10 protein-coding genes are annotated in these 15545 nt (G+C 65.1%); 4 read left to right on the top strand and 6 right to left on the bottom strand.

The genetic code is table 11. From position 1 onward, the window contains the following. Nucleotides 1-107: 107 nt before the first annotated feature. The 5 genes from zapE to typA all read right to left on the bottom strand — a co-directional run bounded on the left by zapE (nucleotide 108) and on the right by typA (nucleotide 9236). Nucleotides 108-1205 (bottom strand): cell division protein ZapE, encoded by a 1098-nt coding sequence (gene zapE, locus CFB35_RS07460; RefSeq protein ID WP_059575749.1) that lies wholly within the window; start codon nucleotides 1203-1205, stop codon nucleotides 108-110. Between the two features lie 98 nt (nucleotides 1206-1303). After that, nucleotides 1304-2734, bottom strand: a complete 1431-nt coding sequence (gene lpdA, locus CFB35_RS07455) for a dihydrolipoyl dehydrogenase (RefSeq protein WP_059575751.1) — start codon at nucleotides 2732-2734, stop codon at nucleotides 1304-1306. An 81-nt stretch (nucleotides 2735-2815) separates the two neighbouring features. Then, nucleotides 2816-4093, bottom strand: a complete 1278-nt coding sequence (gene odhB / locus CFB35_RS07450; RefSeq protein WP_059575753.1) for a 2-oxoglutarate dehydrogenase complex dihydrolipoyllysine-residue succinyltransferase — start codon at nucleotides 4091-4093, stop codon at nucleotides 2816-2818. A 135-nt stretch (nucleotides 4094-4228) separates the two neighbouring features. Further along, nucleotides 4229-7093 carry a 2-oxoglutarate dehydrogenase E1 component gene (locus CFB35_RS07445; RefSeq protein ID WP_059575755.1) on the bottom strand — a complete coding sequence of 955 codons (2865 nt, stop codon included), beginning with the start codon at nucleotides 7091-7093 and terminating at the stop codon, nucleotides 4229-4231. A 316-nt stretch (nucleotides 7094-7409) separates the two neighbouring features. After that, the gene (gene typA, locus CFB35_RS07440; RefSeq protein ID WP_059575756.1) at nucleotides 7410-9236 is read right to left on the bottom strand and encodes a translational GTPase TypA; all 1827 of its coding nucleotides are present in this window, start codon (nucleotides 9234-9236) and stop codon (nucleotides 7410-7412) included. 329 nt (nucleotides 9237-9565) lie between these two features. Between typA and CFB35_RS07435 the strand changes: the two genes are divergently transcribed. From CFB35_RS07435 to CFB35_RS07420, 4 genes are all read left to right on the top strand, one after another. Beyond that, nucleotides 9566-10057, top strand: coding sequence for a MarR family winged helix-turn-helix transcriptional regulator (locus CFB35_RS07435; protein ID WP_059575757.1), 492 nt, complete (start codon nucleotides 9566-9568; stop codon nucleotides 10055-10057). 87 nt (nucleotides 10058-10144) lie between these two features. Next, entirely contained in the window at nucleotides 10145-11641 is a 1497-nt protein-coding gene (locus CFB35_RS07430) for an efflux transporter outer membrane subunit (RefSeq protein WP_059575759.1), read from the top strand. A gap of 52 nt (nucleotides 11642-11693) precedes the next feature. Beyond that, nucleotides 11694-12908, top strand: a complete 1215-nt coding sequence (locus CFB35_RS07425) for an HlyD family secretion protein (protein WP_059575761.1) — start codon at nucleotides 11694-11696, stop codon at nucleotides 12906-12908. Between the two features lie 28 nt (nucleotides 12909-12936). Continuing rightward, nucleotides 12937-14496: a DHA2 family efflux MFS transporter permease subunit gene (locus tag CFB35_RS07420; protein WP_059575763.1), complete on the top strand. Its 1560-nt coding sequence runs from the start codon at nucleotides 12937-12939 to the stop codon at nucleotides 14494-14496. A gap of 107 nt (nucleotides 14497-14603) precedes the next feature. Here the strand turns inward: CFB35_RS07420 and truB are convergent, their stop codons facing one another. Further along, nucleotides 14604-15536 carry a tRNA pseudouridine(55) synthase TruB gene (gene truB / locus CFB35_RS07415; protein ID WP_059575765.1) on the bottom strand — a complete coding sequence of 311 codons (933 nt, stop codon included), beginning with the start codon at nucleotides 15534-15536 and terminating at the stop codon, nucleotides 14604-14606. Nucleotides 15537-15545: the final 9 nt, after the last annotated feature.

Below are 15545 nucleotides of genomic sequence, written 5' to 3'. Positions count from 1 at the left end.
CTCACCTCAACGATGAATATAAGACAAATCCGAAAATACCCGAAGATTGACGAAATTTAACCGAAATTGATGTTTAAACCCCGCCACTTCCCCGACCGGCAACCGGTTCAGGTCAACGACGTATCGACGATACGGCGCGGCGTTTCGAGATACTCCTTCGACTGCATCTCGACGATGCGCGAGACCGTACGCGCGAATTCGTTGGCCATCGGGCCTTCGACGTACAACGCCTCGGCCGGCACCGCCGCGGACATCAGCAGCTTGACCTTGTGATCGTACAGCACGTCGATGAGCCATGTGAAGCGGCGCGCTTCGGACGCCATCCGCGGCGACATCTGCGGCACCTCGGACAGCACGATCGCATGGAAGCGGCTCGCCAGTTCGAGGTAATCGTTCTGCGAACGCGGGCCGCCGCACAACGTCGCGAAATCGAACCACACGACACCGTCCGCCTTGCGCAGCGCCTTGAGCTCACGCTTCTCGATATGCAGGATCGGGCTCTCGTCGGGCACGGCCGCGAGCTTGCCGAATGCATGGCGCAATTCGCGATCGGCGTCCGCGCCGAGCGGCGTGTGATACATCTTCACCTGCGCGAGCGTGCGCTGGCGATAGTCGACGCCCGCATCGACGTTGAGCACGTCGAGCTTCTCCTTGATCAGCGCGATCGCCGGCAGCATGCGGTCGCGATGCAGGCCGTCCGGATACAGGTCGTCGGGATCGTAATTGGACGTCATCACGAACTGCACGCCGTTGTTGAACAGGCGATCGAGCAGCCGGTACAGGATCATCGCGTCGGCGATGTCCGACACGTGGAACTCGTCGAAGCAGATCAGCCGGTAGCGCTTCGCGATGCGTCGTGCGAGTTCGTCGAGCGGATCGGCCTGCCCTTTCAGCTCCTCGAGCTCGCGGTGCACTTCGCGCATGAATTCGTGGAAATGCAGGCGCGTCTTGCGCTGCACGGGCACCACCGCGTAGAAGCTGTCCATCAGGAAGCTCTTGCCGCGGCCGACACCGCCCCACATGTAGACGCCGCGCGGGAGATCCGGATGATTGATCAGCTTCTTGAACGCGTTCGAGCGGCGCGCCTTGTACTCGACCCATTCGTCGAAACAGCGCTGCAGGCGATCGACGGCCGCGCGCTGAGCGGGATCGGACTGATAGCCGCGCGTGGTCAGCTCGCGCGTGTAGTATTCGGTGACGTTCATCGGGCAAACCGGAAAGGACGAAGGCGAGCGGGAAACCCCGCCCGCCTTCGTCATGAGACGGCTGCGCCGGCCGACGGCCGGCAGGCGCTACACCGTGCTCAGCTGTTCAGCGAGCGCTTGTCGACGGCGAGCGCCGCTTCGCGCATCACTTCCGACATCGACGGGTGCGGATGGCAGATGCGGGCGATGTCTTCCGACGCCGCCTTGAATTCCATCGCCACCACGGCTTCCGCGATCAGGTCCGACGCGTTCGCGGCGATCACGTGCACGCCGAGCAGTTCGTCGGTCTTCGCATCCGCGATCATCTTCACGAAGCCGTCCGGCGCGTTCATGCCGAGCGCGCGGCCGTTGATCGAGAACGGGAACTTGCCCGTCTTGATCTCGCGGCCTTCCGCCTTCAGTTGCTGCTCCGTCTTGCCGACCCATGCGATTTCCGGGTACGTGTAGATCACCCACGGAATGCAGTTGTAGTCGATGTGCGGCTTCTGGCCGTCGATCACTTCCGCGACCAGCACGCCTTCGTCTTCCGCCTTGTGCGCGAGCATCGGGCCGCGCACCACGTCGCCGATCGCGTAGACGTTCGGCACGGCCGTACGGCAGTGGTCGTCCACATCGATGAAGCCGCGCTCGTTCGCCTTCAGGCCGATGGCCTCGAGGCCGAGGTTGTCGGTGTTCGGCACGCGGCCGACCGACACGATCAGGCGGTCGGCGTCGAGCGTCTGCGCATTGCCGTCCTTGTCCGTGTAGGCGATCGACACGCCGTTCGCGGTCGTCTTCACGTCACCGATCTTCACGCCGAGATGGATGTCGAGGCCCTGCTTCTTGAACAGCTTGGCCGCTTCCTTCGCGAGCGCTTCGTCGGCTGCGCCGAGGAATGCCGGCAGCGCTTCGAGCACCGTCACTTCGGCGCCCAGACGGCGCCACACCGAGCCGAGCTCGAGGCCGATCACGCCTGCGCCGATCACGGCGAGCTTCTTCGGCACCGAGTCGAACGTCAGCGCGCCTTCGTTGTCCGACACGATCTTGTTGTCGACCGGAATGCCCGGCAGATGACGCGCCTTCGAGCCCGTCGCGATGATCACGTTCTTCGCGGTGACGACTTCGGCTTCGCCCTCGCCGCTCACTTCGATCTGCACGCCGGCATCGGTCTTGCCGGTGAACTTGCCATGGCCCTTCAGCCAGGTGATCTTGTTCTTCTTGAACAGGAACTCGATCCCGCTCGTCATCTTCTCGACGATCGCATCCTTGCGGCCGAGCATCTTCGCGACGTCGATCTTCACGCCGTCGACGGTGATGCCGTGGTCGGCCAGGTGATGCGACGTGTTCTCGAACTCTTCCGACGAAGCCAGCAGCGCCTTCGACGGGATGCAGCCGACGTTCAGGCAGGTGCCGCCGAGCTTCAGCGCGCCGGCCGGGTTCTTCCACTTCTCGATACAGGCAACGGTCTTGCCGAGCTGCGCGGCGCGAATCGCGGCGATGTAGCCGCCAGGGCCGGCGCCGATCACGACGACGTCAAATTCCTTGGACATGACAATCCTTTCTACTTGTACGCCTGCACGTTCGCGCGTGGGCGCGAACGTGCAGAACGGGTCGATGCAGTGAGACTCGGCTTACAGGTCGAGCAGCAGGCGTGCCGGATCTTCCAGCGCGTCCTTCATCGCGACGAGCGACAGCACGGCTTCGCGGCCGTCGATGATGCGGTGGTCGTACGACAGCGCGAGGTAGTTGATCGGGCGGATCACGATCTGGCCGTTTTCGACGACCGGGCGCTCCTTCGTCGCGTGCACGCCGAGGATGGCCGACTGCGGCGGGTTGATGATCGGGGTCGACAGCATCGAGCCGAACACACCGCCGTTCGAGATCGAGAACGTACCGCCCGTCATTTCCTCGATCGACAGCTTGCCGTCCTTCGCCTTCTGGCCGAATTCGGCGATCTTCTTCTCGATCTCGGCGAGACTCAGCTGATCCGCGTTGCGCAGGATCGGCACGACCAGGCCGCGCGGCGACCCGACCGCGATACCGATGTCGAAGTAGCCGTGGTAGACGATGTCGTTGCCGTCGATCGACGCGTTCACCAGCGGGAACTTCTTCAGTGCATGGACGGCCGCCTTCACGAAGAACGACATGAAGCCGAGCTTCACGCCATGTTCCTTCTCGAACTTGTCCTTGTACTTGTTACGCAGCTCCATGACCGGAGCCATGTTCACTTCGTTGAACGTCGTCAGGATCGCGTTGGTCTGCTGCGACTCGAGCAGACGCTCGGCGATACGCGCACGCAGGCGCGACATCGGCACGCGCTGTTCCGGACGGTCGTTCAGCCAGGTCGCTGCCGACGCCGGCACCTTCACTTCCGGCAGCGACGGCTTCGCGGCGGCGGTCTTCGCCGGTGCGGCGGCCGGAGCAGCCTTCGGTGCGCTGCCTGCCGCCAGCGCGTCGCCCTTCGTGACGCGGCCGTCGCGGCCCGAACCCGCGACGTCGCCCGTCGACAGGCCCTTCTCGGCCAGCAGCTTGGCCGCGGCCGGCGACGCAGCCGCCGAGCTCGATGCGGTGGCGGCGGCCGGTTGCGCAGCCGGTGCGGCCGCGGCGGGCGCGGCCGCCGGCTTGACTTCGGCGGCGCCTGCCGCGGCTTCGGCGGCACCTGCCTTCGCTTCGGTGTCGATCGTCGCGATCACCTGATCGGCGACCACCGTGTCACCGTCGTTCTGCAGCACTTGCGCGAGCACGCCCGCCGCCGGCGCCGGCACTTCGAGGACGACCTTGTCGGTCTCGAGTTCGATCAGGATTTCGTCCTGCGCGACTGCTTCGCCCGGCTTTTTCTTCCACTGCAGCATGGTGGCTTCCGACACCGACTCCGACAGCTGGGGGACTTTGACTTCTACGATAGCCATGTGATTTTCCTGGATGCTTAATCTGGGGTATGACGAGGTTCGTGCGATTCCTTCAGCCGGTGCGGCGCGCCACGCGCCGGCGGGCCAAAAGGAACGGGAAAGCGCCGTGCGCCTTCCCGTTTCGCTTGACGTCGGTTATTTCGCGATCGATGCGCTCTTCAGGCGGCCGAATGCACCTTCGATCAGGGCCTTCTGCTGCTCGTAGTGCTTCGCGTAGTAGCCAACCGCCGGCGAGGCCGAAGCCGGACGGCCGCTGTACGCCAGCTTCTGCCCTTCCTTCATGCCTTCCTTCAGGTGGTGCTCGACGTAGAACCAGGGGCCCTGGTTCTGCGGCTCGTCCTGCACCCAGACCACTTCAGTCGCGTTCTCGTACTTCTTCATTTCGGCTTCGAACTGCTTGTGCGCGAACGGATACAGCTGCTCGATACGGATGATCGCGACGTCGTTCGCCTTCGCTTCGCGGCGGTGCGCGACGAGGTCGTAGTACACGCGGCCCGAGCACACCAGCACGCGCTTGACCTTCTTCGCGTCGATGCCGCCGTCGATTTCGCCCAGCACCGGCTGGAACGAGCCCTTCGCGAGTTCCGACAGGTCCGACACCGCTTCCTTGTGGCGCAGCAGCGACTTCGGCGTCGCGACGATCAGCGGCTTGCGGAACAGGCGGATCATCTGGCGGCGCAGCAGATGGAAAATCTGCGCCGGCGTCGTCGGCTGGACGACCTGCATGTTGTGATCGGCACACAGCTGCAGGAAACGCTCGATACGCGTGGACGAGTGTTCCGGACCCTGGCCTTCGTAGCCGTGCGGCAGCAGCATCGTGAGACCCGACACGCGGCCCCACTTCACTTCGCCCGACGAGATGAACTGGTCGATCACGACCTGCGCGCCGTTGACGAAGTCGCCGAACTGCGCTTCCCACAGCACGAGCGTGTTCGGCTCGGCGGTCGAGTAACCGTATTCGAAGCCCAGCACCGCTTCTTCCGACAGCACCGAGTCGATCACCGTGAACTTCGCCTGGCCTTCGGCGATGTTCTGCAGCGGCACGTACGTGCCGTCGTTCCAGCGCTCGCGGTTCTGGTCGTGCAGCACCGCGTGACGGTGCGTGAACGTGCCGCGGCCCGAGTCCTGGCCCGTCAGGCGCACCGAGTAGCCCGATGCGACGAGCGACGCGAATGCGAGATGCTCGGCCATGCCCCAGTCGAGCGGCTGGTCGCCGCGCGCCATGTTGCGGCGGTCGTTGATCACGCGCTCGACGAGCGGGTGAACCTTGAAGTTTTCCGGGACCGTCGTGATGCGTTCGCCCAGGCGCTTCAGTTCGGCGAGCGGCACGGCCGTGTCGGCTGCGTCCGTCCACTTGCGGTTCAGGAACGGCACCCAGTCGACCGCGTACTTGCTCTTGTAGTTCGACAGGACCGGGTCGACGGTATGGTGGCCGTCGTCCATCGCCTTGCGGTACGCCTTCACGTAGTTGTCGGCGTCTTCGGCGGTGATCACGCCCTGCTGCACGAGCTTCTCGGCGTACAGCGCACGGGTGCCCGGGTGCTGCGCGATCTTCTTGTACATCAGCGGCTGCGTGACGGCCGGCGTGTCCTGCTCGTTGTGACCCAGCTTGCGGAAGCAGACGATGTCGATCACGACATCCTTGTGGAACTGCATCCGGTAGTCGATCGCGATCTGGATCGCGAGCACGACGGCTTCCGGATCGTCGCCGTTCACGTGCAGCACCGGCGCTTCGATCATCTTGACGACGTCGGTACAGTACAGCGTCGAGCGCGCGTCGCGCGGGTCGGACGTCGTGAAGCCGATCTGGTTGTTGATGACGATGTGCAGCGTGCCGTGCGTGCCGTAACCGCGCGTCTGCGCGAGGTTCAGCGTTTCCATCACGACGCCCTGGCCGGCGAAGGCCGCGTCACCGTGGATCTGCACCGGCAGCACTTGCAGGCCGTCCTCGTCGCCGCGGCGGTCCATCCGCGCCTTCGCGGAACCTTCGACCACCGGGTTCACGATTTCGAGGTGCGACGGGTTGAACGCGAGCGACAGGTGGACCGGGCCGCCTTCCGTCGACACGTCCGACGAGAAGCCCTTGTGGTACTTCACGTCGCCGGCCGGCAGGTCGTCGACGTGCTTGCCTTCGAATTCGGCGAACAGGTCGGCCGGCATCTTGCCCAGCGTGTTGACCAGCACGTTCAGACGGCCGCGGTGCGCCATGCCGATGATGATTTCCTGCACGCCGCTCTTGCCCGCGTGCTGGACGACTTCGTCCATCGCCGCGATGAAGCTTTCGCCGCCTTCGAGCGAGAAGCGCTTCTGGCCGACGTACTTGGTGTGCAGGTAGCGCTCGAGGCCTTCGGCGGCCGTCAGGCGATTCAGGATGTGCTTCTTCTTGTCGGCCGAGAACGACGGCGTCGCGCGGGTCGACTCCAGGCGCTCCTGCCACCAGCGCTTCTGTTCCGGATCGCTGATGTACATGTACTCGGCGCCGATCGTGCCGCAGTACGTGTCGCGCAGACCCTTGACGATGTCGCGCAGCGACGCCTGGTCGAAACCGAAGTACAGGTTGCTTGCGCTGTACGTCTGGTCGAGATCGCCCTCGGAGAAGTCGTAGAAAGCCGGTTCGAGCTCGGGGATGGCGGGACGTTCGCGGCGCTTCAGCGGATCGAGATTGGCCCATTGCGAGCCGAGGAAGCGGTAGGCGCTGATCAGCGACTGGACGTGCACCTGCTTGCGTGCGGTCGCGAGGTTGCTGGTGCTTTCGCGCGGGATGAAGGCATTGGCCTTCGCACGCTCGGCGAACGATTCGACGATCGGGAAGTGAGCGACGTCATTGGCGTTCGAGCCGTCCGTTGCAGGCACGTTCTGCAGCGCGTCGAAATACTCTCGCCAGTTCTCCGGCACCGACGCCGGATTGTTGAGGTATGCATCGTACAGTTCTTCAACGTACGAAGCATTGCCGCCGAACAGATAGGAGTTCAGCTGAAACTGCTTCATTACATCTGACATTTTACGCTCACCTTTCTTCGAGCTTCTCGAGAAATAGCGGGTTACTCAACCTTCCGCGACACGGCCTGACCGTTTAGCGGATTGCGAATCAAGTCTTGCTTGGAAGGACCTAAAACTTGCGTGCGCGCAGCATATCACAGAACCGATACCGGAGTTCGCGGCGAAATGTGCGTGAAAGCACCGCGCGACGGGGTTTTGCCGGATTGCGGCGGCCCGCGGGAACAGTGTTTTGCAGGCAATCCGGCTGCACGATGCGCGGATGCGAAAAAGGCTGCCCGAAGGCAGCCTTTTCGTCGTGCTCGGGAACGGTCGATGCTCAGTCGACCGCGCCTTCGCGGCTCGCGCGGCGACGCTCGTGCTCCTTCAGGAAGCGCTTGCGCAGGCGGATCGACTGCGGCGTCACTTCGACCAGTTCGTCGTCGTCGATGAATTCGACCGCGTATTCCAGCGACATCTGGACCGGCGGCACGAGACGCACGGCTTCGTCGGTACCCGACGCACGCACGTTGGTCAGCTGCTTGCCCTTGATCGGGTTCACGACGAGGTCGTTGTCGCGGCTGTGGATGCCGATGATCATGCCCTCATACAGCGCGTCGCCCGGCTTCACGAACATGCGGCCGCGATCCTGCAGCTTCCACAGTGCGTAGGCGACCGCTGCGCCGTCGTCCTGCGAGATCAGCACGCCGTTGCGGCGCTCGAACACCGAGCCTTCCTTGACCGGCGCGTACGAGTCGAAGATGTGGCTCATCAGGCCCGTGCCGCGCGTGAGCGTCAGGAATTCGCTCTGGAAGCCGATCAGGCCGCGTGCCGAGATCTTGTATTCCAGACGCGTACGGCCGCGGCCGTCCGACGCCATGTCCAGCATTTCGCCCTTGCGGCGGCCAAGCTCTTCCATCACGCCGCCCTGGTGTTCGTCTTCGACGTCGACCGTCAGCAGCTCGTACGGCTCGTGCCGCACGCCGTCGATCTCCTGCATCACCACGCGCGGACGCGACACGGCCAGCTCGTAGCCTTCGCGACGCATGTTTTCGACGAGAATCGTCAGATGCAGCTCGCCACGGCCCGACACTTCGAACACCGTTTCGTCGCCGGTATCCTTCACGCGCAGCGCGACGTTGTGGTTCAGTTCCTTCATCAGGCGGTCGCGGATCTGGCGGCTCGTCACGAACTTGCCTTCGCGGCCGGCGAGCGGCGACGAGTTGACGAGGAAGTTCATCGTCAGCGTCGGCTCGTCGACGGTGATCATCGGCAGCGCTTCCGGCGTGTCGACCGCGCAGATCGTCGCGCCGATGCCGACGTCTTCAATGCCGTTGATCAGCACGATGTCGCCCGCTTCGGCCGACTCGACCTGCACGCGCTCCAGGCCCTTGAACGACAGCACCTGGTTGATCTTGCGGTTCAGCACCTCGCCTTCCGGGCCGAAGCGCATCACGACCGGCTGGCCCGGCTTGATGCGGCCGCGCGTGATGCGGCCGACACCGATCCGGCCGACGTACGTCGAATAGTCGAGCGACGTGATCTGGAGCTGCAGCGGGGCTTCCGGATCGGCCGGGCGAACCGGCACGTGCGCGAGGATCGCTTCGAACAGCGGGCGCATGTCGCCTTCGCGCGTGGCCGGATCGAGCGACGCATAGCCGTTCAGGCCCGACGCGTAGACGATCGGGAAGTCGAGCTGCTCTTCGGTCGCGCCGAGCTTGTCGAACAGGTCGAAGGTCTGGTTGATCACCCAGTCGATCCGCGCGCCCGGACGATCGATCTTGTTGACGACGACGATCGGCTTCAGGCCGAGCGCGAGCGCCTTCTTCGTGACGAAGCGCGTCTGCGGCATCGGGCCTTCGACCGCGTCGACGAGCAGCAGCACCGAGTCGACCATCGACAGCACGCGCTCGACTTCGCCGCCGAAGTCCGCGTGCCCCGGCGTGTCGACGATGTTGATGTGCGTGCCTTCGTACTCGACCGCGCAGTTCTTCGCGAGAATCGTGATCCCGCGCTCTTTTTCGATGTCGTTCGAGTCCATCACCCGCTCCGCAATCTGCTGGTTCTCGCGGAAGGTGCCGGACTGGCGGAGCAGTTGGTCGACGAGCGTGGTCTTGCCGTGGTCGACGTGGGCGATGATGGCGATATTGCGAAGGGCGCGGGTCATAGAAACCTGGAAATCGTTTGAACGCGCAAACGCGCGCGCTCGTGTTTTTCACGGGCGCGCGCGTTGCAGCTTGGAAAGCCTCAAATTATAGCACGTGCGCGTGTCGAGAGCCGACCCGCCCGTTGCAACGCAGCAAAACGGGAGCGCCGCGCGGCGCTGCCGAACTGCTCAAAGGTCCGGCGCACCGGCACCGTGCGGCGAAGAAACCTTACCCGGACAAGGGACTCTCGCGGGACACAGCACGCGTTTTGCCGTTCGATTAACATTTGCCGCGGCAAGCAATTGTGCCTATACTGCTGCCTAGTCAACTATTGCAGCTTCAGGGTTTTATGTCGGATTCTTCTACCCCACCGCCCGTTTCGCCGCTGTCTACGTATCAGATGAACGATAGCGTCGGTTATCTGATGTCCCGCGTGAAGTCGGTGATGACCAACCTCGTCACGCAGCGCACGCAGGAAGAACTCGGCATCACGGGCACGCAGGCGAGCATGCTGTTCATGATCGCGGTCGGCAAGTGCTCGACGGCCGCCGAACTCGCGCGCGAATACGGGATCGACGCCAGCGCGGTCACGCGCCTGCTCGACCGGGTCGAGAAACGCGGCCTGCTGTCGCGTGTGCGCAGCATCGAGGATCGTCGCGTCGTGCGCCTCGAGCTCACCGACGAAGGCCGTGCGCTGGCCGAACGGCTGCCGCCCATTTTCCGCAGCGTGCTCGACCAGGTGCTGGACGGGTTTACGCCGGAAGAAGTCGGGTTCCTGAAGAGCATGCTGCGCCGCATTCTCAGCAACTATTGCGAGACGGCCGGCGGTAGCGTCACGTAATAGTTGCCATAACAATTACTTTTGACAGATTAATGTAAGGAAATCCTTGCAGTGTCCATCATTCATTCCGAGTCAGGGGTTAGCGCGATGAAATCCTCCCCGTTGTCCGTGCGCGCCGGGTCGTGCCGCGCCGCCGTCGCCGCCGCGGTCGCCGCGCTGGCGCTCGCGGGCTGCGCGAATTACATCGGCATCAAGAGCGACAAGCAGATTGCCCCCGCGTCGCAATTCGAATCCGCCCAGAGCCTGCCGGCCCAGGGCGGCCAGTGGCCCGCGCTCGACTGGGCCAGCCAGTTCGGCGACCCGCAGTTGCCGAAGCTGATCGACGAAGCGTTGCAGGGCAACCCGTCGATCGCGCAGGCGCAGGCGCGCATCGCGAAGGCTTCGTCGTACATCGAGTCGTCGCGCTCGAACCTGATGCCGAAGGCCGAAGCCAGCTATTCGTGGACGCGCGAGCTGTACTCGTCGAACGCGCTGTTCCCGCCCCCGTACGGCGGCCAGTGGTACAGCGAGAACAACGCGCTCGCGAGCGCCTCGTGGGAACTCGACCTGTGGGGCAAGAACCGCGAACGCCTGCACACGGCCGTATCGCAGGAAAAGGCCGCCGAAGCCGACCTGCAACAGGCGCGCATCACGCTCGCGTCGTCGGTCGCGCGCACCTACAACTCGCTCGCGCAGCTCTATGCGCTGCGCGACATCGCGCAGCGCGAGATCACCAACCGCGAGACGGTCGGCAAGATCACCGACGGCCGCGTATCGGCCGGCCTCGACACCAACGTCGAGCGCCAGACGGCCCGCGGCAACATCGCGACGACGCAGGCTTCGCTGTCGGACCTCGACGGCCAGATCACGACGGTGCGCTACCAGCTCGCCGCGCTGCTCGGCAAGGGCCCGGATCGCGGGCTGCAGATCGCGGCGCCCGTGATGAACCCGAGCGGCGACGTCACGCTGCCCGGCAACCTGCCGGCCGACCTCGTGTCGCGCCGCCCCGACATCGTCGCCGCGCGCTGGCAGGTCGAAGCCGCGATGCACGACGTGAAGGAGGCGAAGGCCGAGTTCTTCCCCGACGTGAACCTCGCGGCCGGTTTCGGCTTCGATGCGTTCGGCTGGGGCAAATTCCTGAATTTCGCGAGCCGCCAGGCGCAGTTCGGGCCGGCGATCCACCTGCCGATCTTCGATGCCGGCGCGCTGCGCGCCCAGCTCAAGGGCCGCTATGCCGACTTCGACCTGTCGGTCGCGAACTACAACCAGACGCTGATCAGCGCGCTGAACGACGTCGCGACGCAGGTCGCGTCGATCCGCGCGGTCGATCGCCAGATGGGCGACGCCCAACGTGCGCTCGACGCGTCGACGCGCGCGTACGATCTCGCGGTCATCCGCTACAAGGCCGGCCTGTCGCCGCAACTGCAGGTGCTGACGGCGGACAGCAACCGCCTCGCCTCGGAGCAGACGGTGACCAACCTGAAGATGCGCCGGCGCGACATGCAGCTCGCCCTGATCAAGGCGCTCGGCGGCGGGTTCGACGCGACCGGCACGCCGCTCGCCGCACCCGATGCCGCCGCGCCGACCAAACAGGCCGCCAACTGATCCGGCGCCACCACTACGCAGACACTCGAAATAACGGACGGAGAAAATCGCCATGAGCGACCAACAAAACGCCGCCAGCGCGCAGCCGCAGAATAACGGCAAGCGCAAGCGAATGATGACGCTGCTCGTCGCGGTCATCGTGATCGCGGCCATCGCATACGGCCTCTATTACTTCCTCGTCGCTCGCTTCCATGAAGACACCGACGACGCATACGTGAACGGCAACGTCGTGCAGATCACGCCGCAGGTCACCGGCACCGTGATCGCCGTGAAGGCGGACGACACGCAAACGGTCAAGGCCGGCGATCCGCTCGTCGTGCTCGACCCGGCCGATTCGCAGGTCGCGCTGCAGCAGGCGGAAGCCAACCTCGCGCAGACCGTGCGCCAGGTGCGCGGCCTGTTCGTCAACGACGATCAGTACCGCGCGCAAGTCGCGCTGCGCCAGTCCGACCTGTCGAAGGCCCAGGACGACCTGCGCCGCCGCCTGGCCGTCGCGCAGACGGGCGCCGTGTCGCAGGAAGAAATCTCGCATGCCCGCGACGCCGTGAAGGCCGCGCAGGCATCGGTCGACGCCGCGCAGCAGCAGCTCGCCTCGAATCGCGCATTGACCGCGAACACGACGATCGCATCGCATCCGAACGTGATGGCCGCCGCCGCGAAGGTGCGCGACGCCTACCTCGCGAACGCGCGCAACGTGCTGCCGGCGCCGGTCACCGGCTATGTCGCGAAGCGCTCGGTGCAGGTCGGCCAGCGCGTGTCGCCCGGCAACCCGCTGATGTCGGTGGTGCCGCTCAATGCCGTGTGGGTCGACGCGAACTTCAAGGAAGTCCAGTTGAAGCACATGCGCATCGGCCAGCCGGTCGAAATGACGGCCGACATCTACGGCTCGTCGGTCACGTACCACGGCAAGGTCGTCGGCTTCTCGGCCGGCACGGGCTCGGCGTTCTCGCTGCTGCCGGCGCAGAATGCGACCGGCAACTGGATCAAGGTCGTGCAGCGCCTGCCGGTGCGGATCGAGCTCGACCCGAAGGATCTCGACAAGCATCCGCTGCGCATCGGCCTGTCGATGCAGGTCGACGTCAACATCAAGGACGAACGCGGCGACCAGCTCGTCAACGCGCCGAACACCGTCTACGAGACCAACGTGTTCGCGAAATACGGCGACGAAGCCGACGCCGAAATCGCGCGCATCATCGCCGAGAACGCAGGCGGCAATGCATCGGCGCCGGTCGCGGCGAAGCAGAGCACCGCCGCGAAAATGATGTAACCGTTCCGACTTCGGAAAGGCAACCGACATGGCACAGGCTCCCGCCTCCTACCCGCCCCTGCAGGGCGGGCAACTCATACTCGGCACGATCGCGGTGTCGCTCGCGGTGTTCATGAACGTGCTCGACACGTCCATCGCGAACGTCGCGATCCCGACCATCTCGGGCGACCTCGGCGTGTCGTCCGACCAGGGTACGTGGGTCATCACGTCGTTCGCGGTCGCGAACGCAATCTCGGTGCCGCTGACCGGCTGGCTGACCGACCGTTTCGGGCAAGTGCGCCTGTTCCTCGCGTCGATCATCCTGTTCGTCATCTCGTCGTGGATGTGCGGGCTGTCGCCGAACCTGCCGTTCCTGCTCGGGTCGCGCGTGCTCCAGGGCGCGGTCGCGGGCCCGATGATTCCGCTGTCGCAGGCGCTCCTGCTGTCGAGCTATCCGCGCGCAAAGGCACCGATGGCGCTCGCGCTATGGGCGATGACGACGCTGATCGCACCCGTCGCAGGCCCCATTCTCGGCGGCTGGATCTCGGACAACTATTCGTGGCCGTGGATCTTCTACGTCAACATCCCGGTCGGCGTCGCCGCCGCCGCCGCGACGTGGATGATCTATCGCAATCGGGAGTCGGCCGTGCGTCGCGCGCCGATCGACGGCGTGGGCCTCGCGCTGCTGGTCGTCTGGGTCGGCTCGCTGCAGATCATGCTCGACAAGGGCAAGGATCTCGACTGGTTCGCGTCGACGACCATCATCGTGCTCGCGCTGACCGCCGTCATCGCGTTCGCGTTCTTCGTGATCTGGGAGCTGACCGCCGAGCACCCGGTCGTCGACCTGTCGCTGTTCCGCATCCGGAACTTCACCGGCGGGACAGTCGCGCTGTCGATCGGATACGGCCTGTACTTCGGCAATCTCGTGCTGCTACCGCTGTGGCTGCAGACCCAAATCGGCTATACCGCGACCGACGCCGGCCTCGTGATGGCGCCGGTCGGGCTGTTCGCCATCCTGTTGTCGCCACTTACCGGGAAGTATCTGCCGCGCACCGATCCACGCTTCATCTCGACGGCGTCGTTCCTGACGTTCGCGCTGTGCTTCTGGATGCGTTCGCGCTACACGACGGGCGTCGACGAATGGTCGCTGACGCTGCCGACGCTCGTGCAGGGTATCGCGATGGCGGGCTTCTTCATCCCGCTCGTGTCGATCACGTTGTCCGGCCTGCCCGGCCACCGCATTCCCGCGGCGTCCGGCCTGTCGAACTTCGTGCGGATCATGTGCGGCGGCATCGGCACGTCGATCTTCCAGACCGCGTGGGACCACCGCAACAACTTCCATCACGCGCAACTGGTCGAGCAGGCGAACCCGTACAACCCGACGTTCAACCAGGCCGTCACGCAGATGGGCAATCTCGGGCTGTCGCAGAACCAGGCGCACGGGCTCATCAACAACATGGCCACGCAACAGGCCGCGCAGCTCGGCGTGAACGACCTGTTCTACATCTCGGCGGTGATCTTCGTGCTGCTGATCGCGCTGATCTGGATCACCAAGCCCGAACGCGCGGGCGGCGGCGATGCCGGTGCGGCGGCGTCGGCGGCACACTGAGCACTACCCGGCAGCGCATCACTGCGCGGTCACGCGAAACAAAAAGCCCGGTCGAAATCGACCGGGCTTTTCTTATTCCGCCGCGTGCAGTCATGCGCGCTGCTGCGTCATTGAGCCGTCACGACGAGCCGTTCCGGTGCGAGCACGCCATTCGCCTTGCGTGCCACGCCGAGCAACCGCGTTGCGTCGTACACGCGCACGCGCTCGCCCTCGGCCGCGTCGATCGGCTCCAATGCCGACAGCGGCAGGCGCTGGCCGTGCAGAAACCGCTTCGCGCACGCGTCGTCGAGCCGAACGGCGGGGAACGTCGACAGCAACGCATCGACCGGCTGCAGCCATGCATCGCGCGCCGCCTCGGCAGCGTCCGACAGCGCATCCAGCGTCACCGCATGCTCGAGCGTCAGCGCGCCGACGCCCGTGCGACGCAGCATCGTCAGATGCGCGCCGCAACCCAGCGCCTCGCCAATATCCTCCGCGAGCGTGCGCACATACGTGCCCTTGCTGCAGGTCACGCGAAACGTCACGTCGGGCAGCTCGCACGCAAGCAGTTCGAGCGCGTGGATCGTCACGTTGCGGCCTTCCCGCTCGACCGTCTGGCCGGCCCGCGCATATTCGTACAGCGGCTTGCCGTCGCGCTTGAGCGCCGAATACATCGGCGGCACCTGCACGATGTCGCCGGTGAAGCGCACGAGCGCCGCTTCCACCGCCGCACGATCGCATTCGACGGGCCGCGTGTCGATCACGTCGCCTTCCGCGTCGCCGGTGGCCGTGCGCTGGCCGAGACGCATCGTCGCTTCATAGGTCTTGTCGGCGTCGAGCAAATCCTGCGAGAACTTGGTCGCCTCGCCGAAGCACAGCGGCAGCAGGCCCGACGCCAGCGGATCGAGCGTGCCGGTGTGACCGGCTTTCTTCGCGAGAAGCAGGCGCTTTGCGCGAATCAGCGCATCGTTGCTCGACAGGCCGACCGGCTTGTCGAGCAGGAGAACGCCGTCCAGCACGCGCCGGGGCACGCGCGGACGTTGGGGTGCTGCATTCGTCATAGGCCGGTC

Origin of the sequence: Burkholderia sp. AU16482, from assembly GCF_002223285.1 — a bacterium.
Classification (GTDB): domain Bacteria; phylum Pseudomonadota; class Gammaproteobacteria; order Burkholderiales; family Burkholderiaceae; genus Burkholderia; species Burkholderia semiarida.
Note: the sequence above shows the minus strand (reverse complement) of the source record. Positions and strands in the feature narration are given on the sequence as shown.